Genomic DNA, 16,552 nt, shown 5'->3' on the forward strand with positions numbered 1-16,552 from the left:
TTTTTTGATAATAAAAAACTAATTTTAACATTTTTTATTTTTTTGTCAAGTGTTTTCAATAAATTTAATATAAATTTTTAATTTTGTTTTAGTTTATTTTTCAGTTCGTGATTTTCTAAAATGAGAGTAAAGATTAAGGCTAGAAGAAGACCAGGGGTTACACCTATGCAAAGATAAAAAAAAGAATTGAATTTAAAAAATAAAAATAGGGCTCCAAAAAGCATTAAAGCTAATGAAGCACCCTTAAAAAATTCAAAAAGATAAATCAATGACCTTCCTCTACGACAGTCGCACCTGCTAAATAAACATAGGTTAAAATCATAAAAATGAAAGATTGTAAAAATGCCATAAAGGTTAAAAGTACATAGGCTGGAAGTGGGGCTATGTAAGGGACAAGTGCTAAAATAACAGCTAAAAATAAATCATCACCCTTTATATTACCAAACAAACGAAAGGAAAGTGAGATAACGCGAGAAAGGTGAGATACGATTTCAATAGGAAACATTAAAGGGGCTAGGAATTTAACCGGACCCATAAAATGTGCAAAATAAGGCATAAAACCTTGAGTTCTAATACCTTCAAAATGGTAATAGCAAAATACGATTAGGGCAAGTGGTAGGGTTAAATTTAAACTAGCACTAGGGGCTTCAAAGCCAGGAATTATACCTATAATATTGCTAAAAAATATAATCATTCCAAGAGTAGCAACCAGGGGAAGATATTTTCTAGCACCCTTTTCATCGCCCATTGTATCGCGTCCCATTGATAAAATACCCTCTAAAAAGGCTTCTCCTAAATTTTGAGTAGTTCTTGGTATAAGTTGCATAGAATGAGTAGCAAATTTAGCAATAATAACAGCAATTAGAGCAACTAAACCTAGGTGAAAAAAGTAAGTAAAGGTGTGACTTGCATCAAGCAAAGAACTAAATAAAAACAAATCTTTCATAATTGTCCTTAATAAAAATCTATAAATACAAGGATTTTAAAATATTTTTGCTTATATTTTTATGAAAATCTTAAAAATTGCATACAATATAATTATGTGAGTAAATTTTGATACAAAACCCTTATCTGTTAAATTTATAGATAAGGGTTAAAAATTTTTAATCTTGCTTACTCATATCAATAACATATCTAAATTTAGCCTTGCCTGTAAGTAAATTTTCCCAAGCTTTGTCAATTTCATTTGGCTGTATTAATTCAGTTTCTGGATAAATTTTATGTTTAAGAGAAAAATCAAGCATTTCTTGAGTTTCTTTCATACCACCTATCATAGAACCATAAACCTTTTTTCCAGCCTTATATACTAAATCAGTTATGTTAATTTTAGGGCTTACTTCATATGGAGGAAGTCCAACTATAGAAAGTTCTCCGCCAAATTTAAGTAAATTAATATAATCAATAGGATTATAATTTGTAGGAATGGTTGAGATTATTAGGTCAAATTTTTCTTTGCATTGATTAGGGTTTGTGTATAGATTACTAACCCCAAGGGCTTTTGCATCATCTTTTTTATTATCATTTCTTGCAAAAACACTAACAATTGCACCCATTTTTACAGCATATTTTACAGCCATCATTCCAAGACCTCCAAAACCAGCTACCCCTACCTTGCAACCTTCTTTAATCTTTGAAAATTTTAAAGGAGAATAGGTAGTAATTCCTGCACAAAGCAAGGGTGCTACTTTTTCTAGTGGGGCATCTTTTGGGACACTTACTGCAAAGTGTTCATTTACTACTATATTATTTGAATAGCCTCCATAGGTGTTTTTATTGTCGTTAAAAATATCAATGCTATTGTATGTAAAAATAGTTTTTTCGCAAAATTGTTCTTGGTCATTTTTGCAAGTTTCACATTCTTTACAACTATTTACCATACAACCCACACCAGCATAATCACCAATCTTAAATTTGCTAACATTTTTGCCAACCGCTACTACCTCTCCTGCTATTTCATGCCCTGGAACGCAAGGATAATTTGCCTCTCCCCATTCACTTTTTGCTGTATGTATATCGCTATGACAAATTCCAGCGTATAAAATTTTGATTAAAATATCATTGTCGCCGATTTTATGGCGAGTAAATTCAAAGGGTGTAAATTTAGCATCCTTTGAAAGCATTGCATAGCCTTTACTTGCAATAAGTCCTGAATCTAAAATATATTTCATAAGTTCTCCTTTTTTAAAGAATTTATCAAATTATATATCATTAGATTAACTATCAGTCAAGGAATTTTAAAATAAATTTTTAAATTTGTAAAAAATTGTGAGTGAGGCTAGTTAAAACTAGCCTTAAAATTAAAAAGCAAATAAATCAGTAGAAAGATATCTTTCGGCTGTATCATTTAACATAGTAACGATATTCTTGCCTGGATATTTTTTTGCTAAAAGTGTGGCTGCGTATACATTTGCACCACTTGAAATTCCTACCATTAAACCACTTTTTGCAAGTTCTTTTGCTGTGTTTATAGCATCTTCATTGCTAACGGTTAGTATTTCATCTATAACATTTCTATTTAAGATATCAGGGACGAAATTTGCACCTATACCTTGAATTTTATGACCTCCAGCTGTTCCTTGGCTAAGAAGAGGAGAAGATTGTGGTTCAACTGCTATTATTTTTATATCAGCATTTTTTTCTTTTAAAATTTCACCAACACCACTAATAGTACCACCGGTACCAACACCTGCTACAAAAATATCAACTTGTCCATCTAAATCATTTAATATTTCTTGTGCAGTTGTGCGTCTGTGAGCATTTTTATTAGCTAAATTTGCAAATTGAGATGGGATAAAGGCGTTTTTATTTTGTGCTAAAAGTTCATTAGCCTTTTCAACAGCACCTTTCATACCAAGACTTGCAGGAGTTAACTCAAGTGTAGCTCCAAAAAGTTGCATAATTTTTCTTCTTTCTATACTCATCGATTCAGGCATGGTAATGATTATTTTAAGTCCTAAATCTGCACAAATCATTGATAAAGCTATACCCATATTACCACTAGTTGCTTCAATAATCAAGCTATCTTTATTAATCTTACCCTCATCAAGCGCTGTTTTTATCATAGAATAAGCTGGTCTATCTTTAACAGAATGACTAGGATTAAGAAATTCGCATTTTGCAAAAATATTTGCACCAAATTTTTCAAGCCTTATTATAGGTGTATTGCCTATAAGCTCACTAACCTTGCTATATATTTTCATAATATATCCTTTGAAAAAATGTATTTTATAGGTTTTAAAGAAATAGATTGAATAAAGACAGAATGGGCTAGAATAAATCTAGCCACGAGCTTATTTTTTCTTGCCTTTTTTAGCAACTGCTTCTTTTAGGTTTTTACCTACTTTAAATTTAGCTACTCTTGTGGCAGGAACTTTGATAGTCCTTCCTGTGCTTGGAACTCTAGCTTCTCTTGCAGCTCTTTCAGCTGTTGAAAAAGTACCAAAACCAATGAAACTAATGGTATCACCCTTAGTTAAAACCTCGGTGATAGTAGAGATAACGGCATCTGTAGCAGTTGCAGCATCTTTTTTTGTTAGCCCGGCTGTTTGAGCAACTTTTGCGATAAAATCTGCTTTAGTCATAAAAAGCTCCTTCTTTTTGATTAAAAACGCCATATTCTAGCATATTTTTTAATTTATATCAAGCAAAACATAAAATTTTTTAAAAAAAAATTAATATTTTTAGTTATTTTTGCTCCTATAATATTCAAATTCTTTACTTTCATCGATTTCATTACCAATTTTTTCGTATAAATTATAATAAAATTTAACAAATTCTTTGCATTCTTCTTCTATGGGTAGATAAATATCATCTTCTAAAACACAAAAATGAGATAAAAATTCACTAGCATCAAGCCTTAAGGTATAATGTTTTGCCAAATTATGGTAATTTTTCATACAAAGCATTTTAAAGCTTTCATAGCTTTCATTATCAAATTTTATATTTAAAATTTTATTTTTAAAGCTTAATGTTTTGCTTTCAAAAAGTAAACTAAGATGGATTAATCCTTCTGTGTAATAAGGCTTAACTTCTTCTACTCTTTGCCAAGAGATTAAATTTATAGCCCTTTTAATTAACTCATGAAAAACTGGCATTTTAAGCTCATCTTCTTCATGATAGAAAAAATTTACAAGCCCACCAGTTGTAGCCTTGTATTCTTCTATGTTTTTAAATACCCCACTTTGATTCATAGCTTTTTCGCTATCTTGTGTTATAAAAAAAATGTGTCCAAATTCATGCCCTATAGTGCTTACTTCATAAATTTTTTTCCAAAGTCTTTCATTAAAAAATAAAATATCTCGTCCATATTTTAAAAATTCTTTATCAAAAATTTCACTAGCAAGTTTCATAAAGGGCTTAGTTTTGCTATTTTCATAAACAAAATTTAAAAATGCAAAAATCTTTTTTCCACCATTTGCACTTACAAATTCATCATTTGGTACAACTTGTGCAGAAAACAAGCCTTTAAGCTCAGCCCCATAGTAAATTAAAGGCATACAAATATAAAGTTGAGTCTTATTTATATTATGCAAAACTTCTTCTTTTAAATTTGTATCATTAATGCCTATATTTTCATATACCCTTATAAAGCTTTCCTTTATACTATCACTAAATTTCAAAGCATCAAAATCGTTTGCATCTTCAAGGCGAATATCCCATTCTAGTGCCACTGCATGAGTGTAATTATCTTCATAATATTCTAAGGGGTGACCAACTTGCAAGGGTGATTTTACTTTAAGCCAAGCAAATTCAGCATCTTGCCATGCTTTAATTATATTTTCATCATTTTTTTCACAAAAGGCAAGTTTAAGTTTTTGAAAATATTCAATATAAGCTAACTCATCATCTGTTTTTGCATATTTATTAAGATTTTTAAGCATGATATCAAAGGCATATTCTAATCTTAAAATTTCATTTTCAAAATACCTTGCGTAAGGTACAAATTTCCATAAACTTCCTATTTTAATAAGCACTCCATAACTTCTTTCACAAATTTCACCTTGTGGGGTCAGTTGATAAAGCTTATTTTGCCTCAAAAATTGCAAGATCTCATCTAAATTTTTAAAAGCCTGTACTAGATATTTGTTATTTGTTTCAATGATTTGCTTAGTCCAAGCACTTTCAAAATCATTTATAATTTTTCCTATATTATGAACGCCTTGTATTAAATTTTGATAAAAATCATTTAAAAGTCCTTCTTGCTTTGCATCATCTATTAAATTTTGATGTTCATTTTCATAAAAATTCACAAGTTCTTTATAGGTTAAATGCTTTATTTGAGCAATCTCTTCTTCATTTTTTCCATTTTTTTCAAGTTCTTTTACCAAATTTTCTTCTTTTAAATCAACCATCCTACGAAGTATGGCTAAAACACTACTTTTTTCCTTTTTTAAATTTGCAATATCTAAAAGCTTATCTATAAACTCGTTCTTTTCATTACTATCTAAAAGTTCGTATAAGCCATTGATTTTTTCTTTTCTTTTTTTTGCTAAATTTGCAAGTTTTTTAAAATTATTCATAATTCTCCTTTACTTTTTTTAATTATAATTCATTTTTTAAAATAAGGAGTAAAGAAATGAAAGATATGGGGGAGCCTAAATTAAAAATTGTTGCTATGCCAAGTGATACAAATCCTGCTGGTAATATTTTTGGTGGCTGGATTTTATCTCAAATTGACCTAGCAGGAGGAATTGCTGCAAGGGAGTTAGCACCTGAAAGGGTAGTAACTATTTCTATGGATAAGGTAGTATTTAAAGAACCTGTCTATATAGGCGATATTATTTCTTGCTATGCAAAGATTATTAAGGCTGGTAATACCTCTATAACAGTTCAAGTAGAAGTAACAGCCCAAAGGGTTGATAATATGGGTTGTACTTCTTGTCTAGCAGTAACTTCAGCAAATGTTATTTATGTAAGCGTTGATAGACACGGCAATAAAAAGGCTATAAGTGAAGATTTAAAGCGAATTCATGGCTTTTTATAAAAGATTTAGTAATCTTAAAATTCTCATTTTTAAATTCTTAAAAAATTTAAATTGATATTGTTTATTAAGAAAAATTTTGTTTTAATTAACAAATTTTTTATGGAGTTAAAATTTGAGTGCAAAATTTTCTAAAATAGGCTTTATTTTAGCTGTTGCAGGTTCTGCTGTAGGACTTGGTAATGCTTGGAAATTTCCTACTCTTGTAGGACAAAATGGAGGTTCTGCATTTATACTTTTATACTTAGTTTTAACACTTTGCGTCAGTTTTGTTATTTTTTTAGCAGAACTTAGCATGGGTAGGTTAAGTGAAAAAGACCCAGTTAATGCTTATAAAACACTTGCCCCAAGCCATAAAAATGCGTGGGGTATAGCTGGTTTTATGATGATAGGGGCGATTTTTATAGTATCCTTTTATAGTTTGGTTATAGCATGGATTCTTCGTTATTTATATCTTAGTTTAAGTGGAAATTTACCCTTAGATTTACAAAGTAGCATAGCTAAATTTGAAAGCTTTATAAGCCAGGATTTTTTAAGTCAAATTCTTTGTTTTACTATAATTTTTTTTATTATTTTTTATGTTGTATCAAAGGGTATAAAAAACGGCATTGAAAGGCTAAATGTATGGATGATGCCTAGCCTTTTTATCTTGCTTTTATTTCTTCTTTTTTATGCTTGTAGCAAGGATGGCTTTTTACAAGCCTTTAATTTTTTATTTGTGCCTGATTTTTCAAAAATAAGCGTTGATACCATAGTTCAAGCCTTAGGACTTGCTTTTTTTAGCCTTTCTCTTGGTGTAGGGACCATTATTACTTATTCTGCAAGCTTGCCAGAGGGTTCAAATTTCATACTTAGTACCCTTAGCATTATTTTTATTAATGTCTTAATAGGGCTTTTAATGGGACTTGTAGTTTTTACCTTTATCTTTGAATTTGGGGCAGACCCTACTCAAAGTGGAGGAGGATTAGTATTTATATCACTTTCAACACTATTTTCTCAATTAGGAATCATAGGTCACATTATAGCAGCACTTTTTTTTATAGCCTTAATTTTTGCAGGGATTACTTCTGCTGTATCAATGATAGAACCTTTCGCTTTTTATTTGATAAATAGCTTTAAAATGAGTAGAAAAAAAGCCCTTTTTTATATAGGCGTGGTAGTTTATATTTTAGGAATTTTGTGCATATTATCTTTTTTAAGTGTTACAAATCATAGCTTAGAATTTTTTGGAAAAAATGTTTTTGATATTTTGGATTTTCTATCAAGCGAACTTATTATGCCACTTGGTGGAATTTGCGTTTCTATCTTTGTTGGCTTTGTTATGAAAAAAGAAGGGCTTATGATACTTTTTAGACCATTTATGTCTAATTTTTTCTTTGAACTTTGGTATTTTATTTTAAGATTTATAGCCCCTTTAGCTGTTATTATTGTTATGATAGCCGTTTTGATAAAGAGTTAAATTTAAGTGTTTTATTAGAAAAATTTATAGAATTTATAGTATAATCGTAAAATTTTTGTAAGAATTTAAAGTACAAGGATTAATTTATGGCTAAAAAATATATAGATGTGATGGATACAAGCTTTAGAGACGGCTTTCAATCCGTTTTTGGGGCTAGAGTTTTAATGGATGATTTTTTCCCAGCCGTACAAGCTGCCAAAGAAGCTGGGATAAGACACTTTGAATTTGGTGGAGGAGCTAGATTTCAAAGCCTATATTTTTATCTAAATGAAGATGCCTTTTTAATGATGGATAAATTTAGAGATATTGTAGGACCTGATGCAAATTTGCAAACACTTGCAAGGGGTGTAAATACAGTTACCCTTGATACAGGAAGCAGAGAGTTAGTTGACTTACATGCTAAGCTTTTTGCAAAACATAGCACTACTACTATTAGAAATTTTGATGCTTTAAATGATGTTAATAATCTAAAATTTAGTGGAGAATGCATTACAAAACACGGCTTAAAACACGAAGTTGTAGTTACTTTGATGGATTTACCTCCAAATTGTAAAGGGGCACACGACGTGGAATTTTATGAAAGAATTTTAAAAGAAATTTTAGATGCACAAATTCCATTTACTAGCGTTTGTTTTAAGGATGCAAGTGGCACTTCAAATCCTCAAAAGGTTTATGAAACTATAAAAATGGCAAGAAAACATTTGCCTGAAAATATGCACATAAGATTACATACACACGAAACAGCAGGGGTAAGCGTGGCTTGTTATTTAGCAGCCTTAGAAGCAGGGGTTGATGGCATTGATTTAGCAGCAAGTCCTGTAAGTGGGGGCACAAGCCAACCTGATATTTTAACCTTGCTTCATGCCGTAAAGGGTAAAAATTACGACTTAGGTTTAGATGAAGAAAAAATTTTAAAATATGAAGAGATTTTTTGTGATTGTATAAAAGATTATTTTGTACCACCTGAGGCTGTGCAAGTAAGCCCATTGATACCTTTTTCACCTATGCCAGGTGGGGCTTTAACTGCAAATACTCAAATGATGAGAGACCATAACCTTTTAGATAAATTTCCACAAGTTATTAAGGCTATGCGTGAAGTAGTTGAAAAAGGTGGTTTTGGCACAAGTGTAACTCCTGTTAGTCAGTTTTATTTTCAACAAGCCTTTAATAATGTAATGTTTGGGCTTTGGCAAAAGATTGCTGAAGGTTATGGAAAAATGGTACTTGGCTATTTTGGAAAAACTCCTGTTAAGCCTGATGAAGAAGTTATTAAACTAGCAGCTAAGCAGTTAAATTTAGAACCTACCACAGAGCTTGCCATTGATTTAGCCGATAAGGATGAAACAAAGAGTATAGCTTATACAAGAAAGCTTTTAGAAGAAGAAGGAATAGAACCAAATGAAGAAAATATCTTTATAGCGGCAGCTTGTAAAGATAAGGGACTTTCATATTTAAGAGGGGATGCAAAGGTAAATGTTCGTAAAATTTCAACTATGCCAAAACCTGTTGCCCAACACCTTGATAATAAATTCACCGTTTCAGTTAATGGTAATAAATACCATGTTGAAGTAAGCGAGGGCTTTGATAAGGATGTAAATGTTAAAAATATCCAAAAGGTAGATGAGCATGAAGAAGCCGGTGAAAATGCTATTGTCGCTGGAAATTCAGGTAGTGTATTTAAGATAAATATTAAGGATGGTGATAAGGTAAGCACTGGACAAGTTATTATGGTTTTAGAGGCTATGAAAATGGAAATGGAAGTAAGTGCACCAAGAGATGGTGTGATTAAGATTGTAAAAGTAAATATAGGAGATAGCGTTGGTGATAGCGATATCGTAGCAATTTATGAAGAAGAAAACAAGGATTGATTATGAATAAATTTGATGATTTAGGTTTAAATAATGTTAAAAAAGTTTTTCACAATTTAAGTTATGATGAGCTTTTCAAACATGAGATGCAAAATAACGAAGGAGAGTGTACTAAGAATGGTACTTTTAGCGTTGATACGGGAATTTTTACGGGTAGAAGTCCTAAGGATAAATACTTTGTAAAGCAAGACCCTTCGCAAAAATATATAGCTTGGGGCAAGATTAATCAGCCTATTTCAAAAGAACTTTTTGATGGGCTTTTAAAAAAGGCAAAAAATGCTTTAAGTAATAAAGATATTTATGTACAAGATGCTTATTGTGGTGCTTCTATTCAAAGTCGTAAAGCTGTTCGTTTTGTAACCGAGATAGCTTGGCAAGCACATTTTGTAAAAAATATGTTTATTAGACCTAGTGAGCATGAACTTCACAATTTTGAGCCTGATTTTATCGTTTATAATGCTTGCAAGTGCGTAAATGATGATTTTAAAAAGGATGGCTTAAATTCTGAGATTTTTGTTATCTTTAATGTAGAAGAAAATGTCGCTGTTATAGGTGGTACTTGGTATGGTGGCGAGATGAAAAAGGGTATTTTTTCTATGATGAATTACTGGCTACCTCTTGAAAATAAACTTTCTATGCATTGTTCTGCAAATGTTGGGGTAAGTGGCGATACTGCTTTATTTTTTGGGCTTAGTGGTACTGGAAAAACTACACTTTCAACTGACCCTAATCGTAAATTAATAGGCGATGATGAACATGGCTGGGATGATGAGGGCGTGTTTAATTTTGAGGGTGGTTGTTATGCAAAATGTATAAATTTAGACCCAGATAACGAACCTGAAATTTATGGGGCTATTAGAAGAGATGCCTTATTAGAAAATGTAGTTTTAAAGGCTGATAAAAGTGTTGATTATAACGATGATTCTAAGACTGAAAATACTCGCGTTTCTTATCCTATAGAACATATAGGAAATCATGAAAAAAGCTTAAAAGCAGGGCACCCAAAAAATATAATTTTTTTAACAGCTGATGCCTTTGGAGTTTTGCCTCCTGTTAGTAAATTAAGTAAAGAACAAGCAATGTATTATTTTTTAAGTGGTTATACAGCTAAAGTAGCAGGAACTGAACGTGGTATAACTGAGCCTCAAGCTACTTTTTCTGCTTGTTTTGGTGAGCCTTTTATGCCTTTGCATCCAACCGTTTATGCTCGTTTACTTGGTGAAAAAATAGATAAACACCAGGTTAGCGTTTATTTAGTAAATACCGGTTGGAGTGGTGGAAGTTATGGAGTAGGAAAAAGAATGAGTATAAAGGCAACTAGGGCTTGCATTAATGCTATTTTAGATTCAAGTATTAAAAATTGTGATTTTGAAACCCTTGATGTGTTTAATCTAGCTATTCCAAAATCCTTACAAGGCGTTGAAAGTACGCTTTTAAATCCTATAAATACTTGGGAAGATAAGGATTTATTTGTTAAAACTAGAGATAAACTTGCAAAAATGTTTGTAGAAAATTTTAAACGTTATGAAGATGTTAAAGAGGGTAAAGAATATAGCAAATTTGGACCTAGCATTTAAGGGAAATTTATGAAAAATGAAATGTGGTCTGGACGTTTTAGTACTAGCAGTAGTGATTTATTGCAAGAATTTAACGCAAGTTTAAATATAGATAAAGAACTTTTTAAACAAGATATTAAGGGTTCTTTAGCCCATGCTAGTATGCTTGTAAGTTGTGATATTATAAATAAAGATGAGTTTTTAGCTATGGAAAAAGGCTTAAAACAAATTCAAAATGAGCTTGAAAATGATGAGTTTATCTTTGATATACAAGATGAAGATATTCATATGGCTATTGAAAAACGTTTGGGGCAGATAATCGGTACTGAAATAAGTGGAAAACTTCATACTGCAAGAAGTAGAAATGACCAAGTAGCTACTGATTTTAAGCTTTTTGTTAAGGAAAGTCATTTAGAACTTTGTGCATTATTGCAAAATCTTATAAAAACTATATTAAGCCATGCAAAAAGGCACAAAAATACTATTATGCCAAGCTTTACACACTTACAACACGCCCAGCCAGTGAGTTTTTCTTTTTATATTTTAGCCTATGCCTTTATGTTTTTAAGGGACATAAAAAGACTTGAAAATTCCTATAAAATGACTGATTTTTCGCCACTTGGAAGCTGTGCTTGTGCGGGGACTAGTTATAAAACCGATAGAATGATGAGTGCTAAGATATTAGGCTTTAATGATATAATGGCAAATGCTATGGACGGGGTTAGCGATAGGGATTTTGCCCTTGATTTACTTTATGATATAGCTGTTATTTTTACGCATACTTCAAGGCTTTGTGAAGAACTTATCTTATTTTCTAGTTCTGAATTTAATTTTATAACAATAAGCGATGCCTTTTCAACGGGCAGTTCTATAATGCCTCAAAAGAAAAATCCTGATGTTTGTGAATTAATACGAGGTAAAACTGGACGCGTTTATGGAAATTTAATCTCTTTACTAACCATTATGAAGGCCTTACCATTAGCTTATAATAAAGACATGCAAGAAGATAAAGAAGGAGTTTTTGATAGTGTTAAGAGCACTAAGCAATGCCTTATTATCTTAGATGCTATGTTAAAAGAAATTAGCATTAATGAAGAAAACATGCTAAATGCTTGTAAAAAAGGGCATTTGTTGGCTACTGATTTGGCTGATTATTTAGTAAGGGTAAAGAATATCCCATTTAGAAAGGCCCATTTTATAGTAGGAAAAGTCGTGGGCGAGGCTGAAAAAATGGGTATTGATATAAGCGAGATTAAGGATTTACCAAGCATTGATTCAAATTTTGATAAAGACGCACAAGAGCTTTTAAATTTTCAAAAATCCTTAAATTTAAAACAAAGTGAGGGTTCAAGTTCTATTAAAAGTGTTGAAAAGCAAATTGAACTTTTGGAAAGCTTTTTACAAGCTAGAGAATTTTAGCCTTTTAAAGCTAATTATTTTTTATAAAATTTCTTTTTGATTTTATGCAAATCTATGATGATAAATTTGAATAACCCCCCCCCATTTATTATTATAAGCTTTGATTAAGCTTTATCCTAACTTATAGCTTAAATGTTCTTTGTATCTTAAAGCCTTGTCATGATCACTATATTCTTCTAACGACAGACGTTTTAATGAAGGATTTAAGCTAAGGGAGATTTCATAAAATTCTTGTTCTTTTTTATGGATTTTAGCATAATTTAAAAGTTTAAAAGGAAGTTTTATATAATCCTTTAAGCTTTTTGATTCTTGTATCATTAACTTACCAAGTTTATATGAAAGCATGTTTGTTACCCTTGTAATAGCTCCAATTGGTTTTTTTATTTAAATTAAGAAGTGTATATTTTTTTGTTTTGGATAATTCAAGCAAATATTTAAAATGTATTTTTTTAGGCTTAAAATTTGTATTTGCTTATCTTCAATCCTTTTTTTACTTCATCTAAATAAACATTAATATCAGTTTTTAAGTTAATATTTTTAAAATCAACAAAATTATATAACCACCATTTAAACCTTAATAATCTTTGTATGGTCTTTTTATCAAAGCGATATTTTAATATCCTTGCAGGATTTGAACCTACCACAGCATAATGTGGAACATCTTTTGTAACTAAGGAATTTTGTGTTACAACGCAACCCGTATTTAAGGTAATACCGGGCTTTAAACAAGGATTTGTACAAATATAAACATCATCTTTTACAATGGTTTTTGCTGGTGGTAGGACAAATTCATTATGAGAAGTGGTTTTAAACTCGTTATTGCCATATTTAAGATTATCATATTTAAATATATAAGCGTTCTTACCATAGGTAAAAGAAGAAGTAGATATTAAATTAAAGGGTGATGAGTGCGAATAAAATTTAAGCCCCAAGCTATAGAACAACACCTCCCAATCTCTAAATCGCTCCTTGATATAAGGGCATTTGAATAAGACATAAAGCTCATTTGGCATAAAATATGCCCATTTAATGATGAAAATTCTTCTATATAGCCATTTCTGGGATAAACAGCCACTTATAATCACAAAAGCCATTAATATTAAGTTTATTGCAAATATTTAACTCTTTTAAGGTCTTAATTATAAAATCATTATTTTTTATTTTTATCATTGTGTGTTTCTAAAATAAATTATGTTACGATTTTACAAACACTATTTAAACAAAGCAAATTTAAAGATTATTTCACTTTAAGCTTGCAAAAATTTTCAAGCAAAGATAAAATTTATTTTATTTTCGATAAACTACTAACTTAATAAATTTGTAAAAATTGAAAGGACGAGTTTATGGTTGTATCTGAAAGTAGACGCAGTTTTATGGGCGTTGCATTTGGAACAGTGGCAGCTGTAGGTGGTGTTTTGTCACTTGTTGCTATGAAAAAAACTTGGGACCCACTTCCTAGCGTTAGGGCGGCAGGTTTTACCACTGTTGATTTATCCGGTATGCAAGATGGCGAGTTGCGTACTATAGAATGGCGTAAAAAACCTATTTTTATTTTGAAAAAAGATGCTAGTAAGCTAAAAAATGAAAAAAGAGAGGTTATGGTTGATAATGCAGCCTATACGGTTGTAATAGGGCTTTGTACTCATCTTGGTTGTATTCCAGCCTTTGTCCCGAGTGATGGCTTATTTAAATGTGCCTGTCATGGTGGCGAATTTGATATAAATGGAGTTAATACATTTGGTCCTCCACCAACCCCACTTGAAATTCCTCCATTTAGAATAGACGGAACTAAGCTTGTTTTAGGCGAAGAAGGTCCTGAATATCAACAAATGATAGCGGAGGTTTAAAATGGCACATATTAGAAAGGCTAATGGCATAGTTGATTGGCTAGATCAAAGACTTGCCGTTCATAAATTATTAGATGTTTTAATGAATAAATACTGGATTCCAAAGCAAATAAATTTCTTATGGGCTATGGGAGTTATCTTAACTACACTTTTTACAGTGCTTTTTATCACAGGGCTTTTATTGGTAATGTATTATAAGCCTGATACTGCACTTGCCTTTGATAGTGTAAATAAGACCATTATGCAAGAAGTTGAATATGGTTGGCTTTGGCGTCATATACACGGCGTTGCAGCTTCTGTTATCTTTTTGATTATTTATATTCACATGTTAACTGGAATTTATTATGGTTCTTATAAAAGAGGACGTGAGATGATTTGGATAAGTGGTATGCTTTTATTTGTCATCTTTTCAGCAGAAGCCTTTAGTGGATATATGTTACCTTGGGGACAAATGAGCTACTGGGCAGCACAGGTTATTACTAATCTCTTTGGTGGAATTCCATTTATAGGCGATGCTTTAGTTGTTTGGATTAGAGGAGATTACGCAGTAAGCGATCCAACACTTACAAGATTTTTTATGTTGCATGTGTGTTTATTGCCTATAGTAATTATTATGATTATAGCATTTCACTTTTATGCTTTAAGAATTCCACATGTAAATAACGAAATAGCCGAAGAACTAGACTTTGAATTAGAGGCTGAAAAATTTATATCAGGTGATACAAAAAATTCAAAAGTAATTCCATTTTGGCCAGGTTTTTTAAGTAAAGACTTTATGTATATTTGCTTGTTTATGATATTCTTTTTCTATTTAGTAAGCTTTAAATTTGGCTTTGCAATGGATCCTATTAATTTTGACCCAGCTAATGCACTTAAAACTCCAGCTCATATCTACCCTGAATGGTATTTTTTATGGAGTTATGAAGTATTAAGAGGCTTTTTCTTTGATATAGGTGGCATTAAGGCCTTTGATATAGGATTGGCGGCCTTTGGAATAGCACAAGTTATTTTCTTTTTATTACCTTGGCTTGATAGAAGTGATGTTGTAAAACCAGCCCATGAAAGACCTTTATTTTTCATATGGTTTTGGGTATTGCTTATAGATTTGATAGTCTTAACTGTGTATGGAAAATTACCTCCAACAGGTGTTAATGCATGGGTAGGTTTTTATGCTTCTATAATCTTTTTATTATTATTGTTAGTTGCCTTGCCTGTTATTACGATCATGGAAAGAAAGAAAGGGGCTAAATAATGAGAGAATTAAAAATATTTTGTGTTGTAGTGATATTTACTGCACTTGTATATTGGGGCGTTGAACCTTATGCACATTCTGTTTTAAGCCCTCATGTTGCACCTGCAAATTTTAATTTTGAAGAAGAAGATATTAATTTTGCAAAGGGTATAGTTAGCGATAAAGAAAAGCTTTTAGAACTTGCTAAGGCTGAAAATAACGAAACAAATATAGAAAATGCCACAAATGCTTTGCAAAAAGCACAAGAAAATTTAGCAAAACAAGAAGCCTTATGGGCTAGTGTTGCTAAAATAGACTTTACAAAGGGCGATTCTACTAAGGGTAAGGAATTTTTTGAAAATCAATGTTTTGCATGTCATGGTTTAAGTATTGATGATATTCCTGCAAATATTACAGACTCAGCCCTTGGTGTAATACCACCTGATTTAAGCACAGCAGGTATTATTTATGATGAGAAATTTTTAGTTGCCTTGATTTTAAATCCTAGTCTTGCTTTAAAGGTTGATCATAAATTTGGCGATGCCTTTATTATGAGTGCTTATAATAGCGAAATGTCAGGCGATAGCGAAGAAGTTGTAAGCGAAAATATAGCAAATTTAATTGCTTATCTTAAAGAAATGAGTATAAAGTCAACTCAAAAGCAAGAAAACGAGATTAAAGAGACTTTGGAGGCAAAATATGCTAAGCTTGAAGATGGGGCTCAAAAGGTAGCACTTTTTGAAAAGGAATTTTTATTTGAAAAAGATAAACATGCCTTTATCGAGGCTTGTGGACGTTGTCATGATATGAAGTATGATAATTTTATAAGTCCATCAGGTAAGGATGATTTAAAGGGTTATTTGGGTTCTTTACCACCTGATTTATCAATGATGATTCGCTCACGTGGAACGCAGTATTTAAATGATTTTATAAACAATACTCAAAAATTACTTTCAGGTACTGCTATGCCAAGGGTTGGGCTTAATGAACAAACACAATTAAGAGTTGTTTCATACCTTGAAAAAGTAGGAGATAGCAAGAAAGAAGAAAGAGAAAGCTTAGGAATTTATATTATGATTTTCTTTGCGATTTTAAGTATCTTTGCTATAGGCTTTAAACGTAGCGTTTGGTCAAAACTTCATTAATTTAAGCCACATTTTGTGGCTTAAATATCTTTTATTAACTTTTAACA

17 protein-coding genes are annotated in these 16,552 nt (G+C 31.2%); 8 read left to right on the forward strand and 9 right to left on the reverse strand.

Annotated elements, in window-relative coordinates; all coding sequences use genetic code 11:
- Positions 1 to 77 precede the first annotated feature (77 nt).
- The 6 genes from FMM56_RS07570 to ciaB form a co-directional block, all read right to left on the reverse strand.
- Entirely contained in the window at positions 78 to 269 is a 192-nt protein-coding gene (locus tag FMM56_RS07570) for a hypothetical protein (RefSeq protein WP_150139516.1), read from the reverse strand.
- The gene (locus FMM56_RS07575; protein ID WP_150139517.1) at positions 266 to 946 is read right to left on the reverse strand and encodes a F0F1 ATP synthase subunit A; all 681 of its coding nucleotides are present in this window, start codon (positions 944 to 946) and stop codon (positions 266 to 268) included. Before FMM56_RS07575 ends, FMM56_RS07570 begins: the two co-directional genes overlap by 4 nt.
- Before the next feature lie 157 nt (positions 947 to 1,103).
- Entirely contained in the window at positions 1,104 to 2,168 is a 1,065-nt protein-coding gene (locus tag FMM56_RS07580; protein WP_150139519.1) for an NAD(P)-dependent alcohol dehydrogenase, read from the reverse strand.
- A 129-nt stretch (positions 2,169 to 2,297) separates the two neighbouring features.
- Complete coding sequence (gene cysK / locus FMM56_RS07585; RefSeq protein ID WP_150139521.1) at positions 2,298 to 3,200, reverse strand: cysteine synthase A; 903 nt, start codon at positions 3,198 to 3,200, stop codon at positions 2,298 to 2,300.
- 90 nt (positions 3,201 to 3,290) lie between these two features.
- Positions 3,291 to 3,581, reverse strand: a complete 291-nt coding sequence (locus FMM56_RS07590) for an HU family DNA-binding protein (RefSeq protein ID WP_150205994.1) — start codon at positions 3,579 to 3,581, stop codon at positions 3,291 to 3,293.
- 99 nt (positions 3,582 to 3,680) lie between these two features.
- Entirely contained in the window at positions 3,681 to 5,519 is a 1,839-nt protein-coding gene (gene ciaB / locus FMM56_RS07595; RefSeq protein ID WP_150208255.1) for an invasion protein CiaB, read from the reverse strand.
- Between the two features lie 56 nt (positions 5,520 to 5,575).
- On the opposite strand from ciaB, the gene FMM56_RS07600 reads away from it, so the two are divergent.
- The 5 genes from FMM56_RS07600 (at position 5,576) to argH (ending at position 12,282) form a co-directional block, all read left to right on the forward strand.
- Complete coding sequence (locus tag FMM56_RS07600; protein WP_150139527.1) at positions 5,576 to 5,983, forward strand: acyl-CoA thioesterase; 408 nt, start codon at positions 5,576 to 5,578, stop codon at positions 5,981 to 5,983.
- A gap of 112 nt (positions 5,984 to 6,095) precedes the next feature.
- Positions 6,096 to 7,439 (forward strand): sodium-dependent transporter, encoded by a 1,344-nt coding sequence (locus FMM56_RS07605; protein ID WP_150139529.1) that lies wholly within the window; start codon positions 6,096 to 6,098, stop codon positions 7,437 to 7,439.
- Between the two features lie 86 nt (positions 7,440 to 7,525).
- Positions 7,526 to 9,307 (forward strand): biotin/lipoyl-containing protein, encoded by a 1,782-nt coding sequence (locus tag FMM56_RS07610; protein ID WP_150208258.1) that lies wholly within the window; start codon positions 7,526 to 7,528, stop codon positions 9,305 to 9,307.
- A 2-nt stretch (positions 9,308 to 9,309) separates the two neighbouring features.
- Positions 9,310 to 10,884, forward strand: coding sequence for a phosphoenolpyruvate carboxykinase (ATP) (pckA, locus tag FMM56_RS07615; RefSeq protein WP_150205998.1), 1,575 nt, complete (start codon positions 9,310 to 9,312; stop codon positions 10,882 to 10,884).
- Positions 10,885 to 10,893: 9 nt separating this feature from the next.
- Positions 10,894 to 12,282: an argininosuccinate lyase gene (gene argH, locus FMM56_RS07620; RefSeq protein ID WP_150206000.1), complete on the forward strand. Its 1,389-nt coding sequence runs from the start codon at positions 10,894 to 10,896 to the stop codon at positions 12,280 to 12,282.
- 111 nt (positions 12,283 to 12,393) lie between these two features.
- Here the strand turns inward: argH and FMM56_RS07625 are convergent, their stop codons facing one another.
- The 3 genes from FMM56_RS07625 to FMM56_RS08805 all read right to left on the reverse strand — a co-directional run bounded on the left by FMM56_RS07625 (position 12,394) and on the right by FMM56_RS08805 (position 13,357).
- A complete protein-coding gene (locus FMM56_RS07625) occupies positions 12,394 to 12,627 on the reverse strand; it encodes a hypothetical protein (protein WP_150139536.1) in 234 nt (77 codons plus the stop codon).
- Positions 12,628 to 12,737: 110 nt separating this feature from the next.
- Positions 12,738 to 13,214, reverse strand: a complete 477-nt coding sequence (locus tag FMM56_RS07630; protein WP_150208260.1) for an antibiotic acetyltransferase — start codon at positions 13,212 to 13,214, stop codon at positions 12,738 to 12,740.
- Positions 13,172 to 13,357 carry a hypothetical protein gene (locus FMM56_RS08805; RefSeq protein ID WP_190319038.1) on the reverse strand — a complete coding sequence of 62 codons (186 nt, stop codon included), beginning with the start codon at positions 13,355 to 13,357 and terminating at the stop codon, positions 13,172 to 13,174. Before FMM56_RS08805 ends, FMM56_RS07630 begins: the two co-directional genes overlap by 43 nt.
- A gap of 268 nt (positions 13,358 to 13,625) precedes the next feature.
- Between FMM56_RS08805 and petA the strand changes: the two genes are divergently transcribed.
- The 3 genes from petA to FMM56_RS07645 are packed head-to-tail and all read left to right on the forward strand — an operon-like array spanning position 13,626 to position 16,505.
- Positions 13,626 to 14,129, forward strand: coding sequence for a ubiquinol-cytochrome c reductase iron-sulfur subunit (petA, locus tag FMM56_RS07635; protein WP_150208263.1), 504 nt, complete (start codon positions 13,626 to 13,628; stop codon positions 14,127 to 14,129).
- 1 nt (position 14,130) lies between these two features.
- The gene (locus FMM56_RS07640; RefSeq protein WP_150139542.1) at positions 14,131 to 15,381 is read left to right on the forward strand and encodes a cytochrome b; all 1,251 of its coding nucleotides are present in this window, start codon (positions 14,131 to 14,133) and stop codon (positions 15,379 to 15,381) included.
- On the forward strand, positions 15,381 to 16,505 hold the full coding sequence (locus tag FMM56_RS07645) for a c-type cytochrome (RefSeq protein WP_150139544.1): 1,125 nt from the start codon (positions 15,381 to 15,383) through the stop codon (positions 16,503 to 16,505). The genes FMM56_RS07640 and FMM56_RS07645 overlap by 1 nt, the downstream gene beginning before the upstream one ends.
- Positions 16,506 to 16,552: the final 47 nt, after the last annotated feature.

The organism is Campylobacter sp. LR264d (assembly GCF_008633895.1).
In the GTDB taxonomy this organism is placed as follows: Bacteria; Campylobacterota; Campylobacteria; order Campylobacterales; family Campylobacteraceae; genus Campylobacter_D.

Excerpts from the sequence above, each read along its gene's own strand:
- FMM56_RS07575 (WP_150139517.1), bottom strand. The coding sequence starts at position 946 with ATGAAAGATTTGTTTTTATTTAGTTCTTTGCTTGATGCAAGTCACACC.
- FMM56_RS07580 (WP_150139519.1), bottom strand. The coding sequence starts at position 2,168 with ATGAAATATATTTTAGATTCAGGACTTATTGCAAGTAAAGGCTATGCA.
- cysK (WP_150139521.1), bottom strand. The coding sequence starts at position 3,200 with ATGAAAATATATAGCAAGGTTAGTGAGCTTATAGGCAATACACCTATA.
- FMM56_RS07590 (WP_150205994.1), bottom strand. The coding sequence starts at position 3,581 with ATGACTAAAGCAGATTTTATCGCAAAAGTTGCTCAAACAGCCGGGCTA.
- ciaB (WP_150208255.1), bottom strand. The coding sequence starts at position 5,519 with ATGAATAATTTTAAAAAACTTGCAAATTTAGCAAAAAAAAGAAAAGAA.
- FMM56_RS07600 (WP_150139527.1), top strand. The coding sequence starts at position 5,576 with ATGAAAGATATGGGGGAGCCTAAATTAAAAATTGTTGCTATGCCAAGT.
- FMM56_RS07610 (WP_150208258.1), top strand. The coding sequence starts at position 7,526 with ATGGCTAAAAAATATATAGATGTGATGGATACAAGCTTTAGAGACGGC.
- pckA (WP_150205998.1), top strand. The coding sequence starts at position 9,310 with ATGAATAAATTTGATGATTTAGGTTTAAATAATGTTAAAAAAGTTTTT.
- argH (WP_150206000.1), top strand. The coding sequence starts at position 10,894 with ATGAAAAATGAAATGTGGTCTGGACGTTTTAGTACTAGCAGTAGTGAT.
- FMM56_RS07625 (WP_150139536.1), bottom strand. The coding sequence starts at position 12,627 with ATGCTTTCATATAAACTTGGTAAGTTAATGATACAAGAATCAAAAAGC.
- petA (WP_150208263.1), top strand. The coding sequence starts at position 13,626 with ATGGTTGTATCTGAAAGTAGACGCAGTTTTATGGGCGTTGCATTTGGA.
- FMM56_RS07640 (WP_150139542.1), top strand. The coding sequence starts at position 14,131 with ATGGCACATATTAGAAAGGCTAATGGCATAGTTGATTGGCTAGATCAA.
- FMM56_RS07645 (WP_150139544.1), top strand. The coding sequence starts at position 15,381 with ATGAGAGAATTAAAAATATTTTGTGTTGTAGTGATATTTACTGCACTT.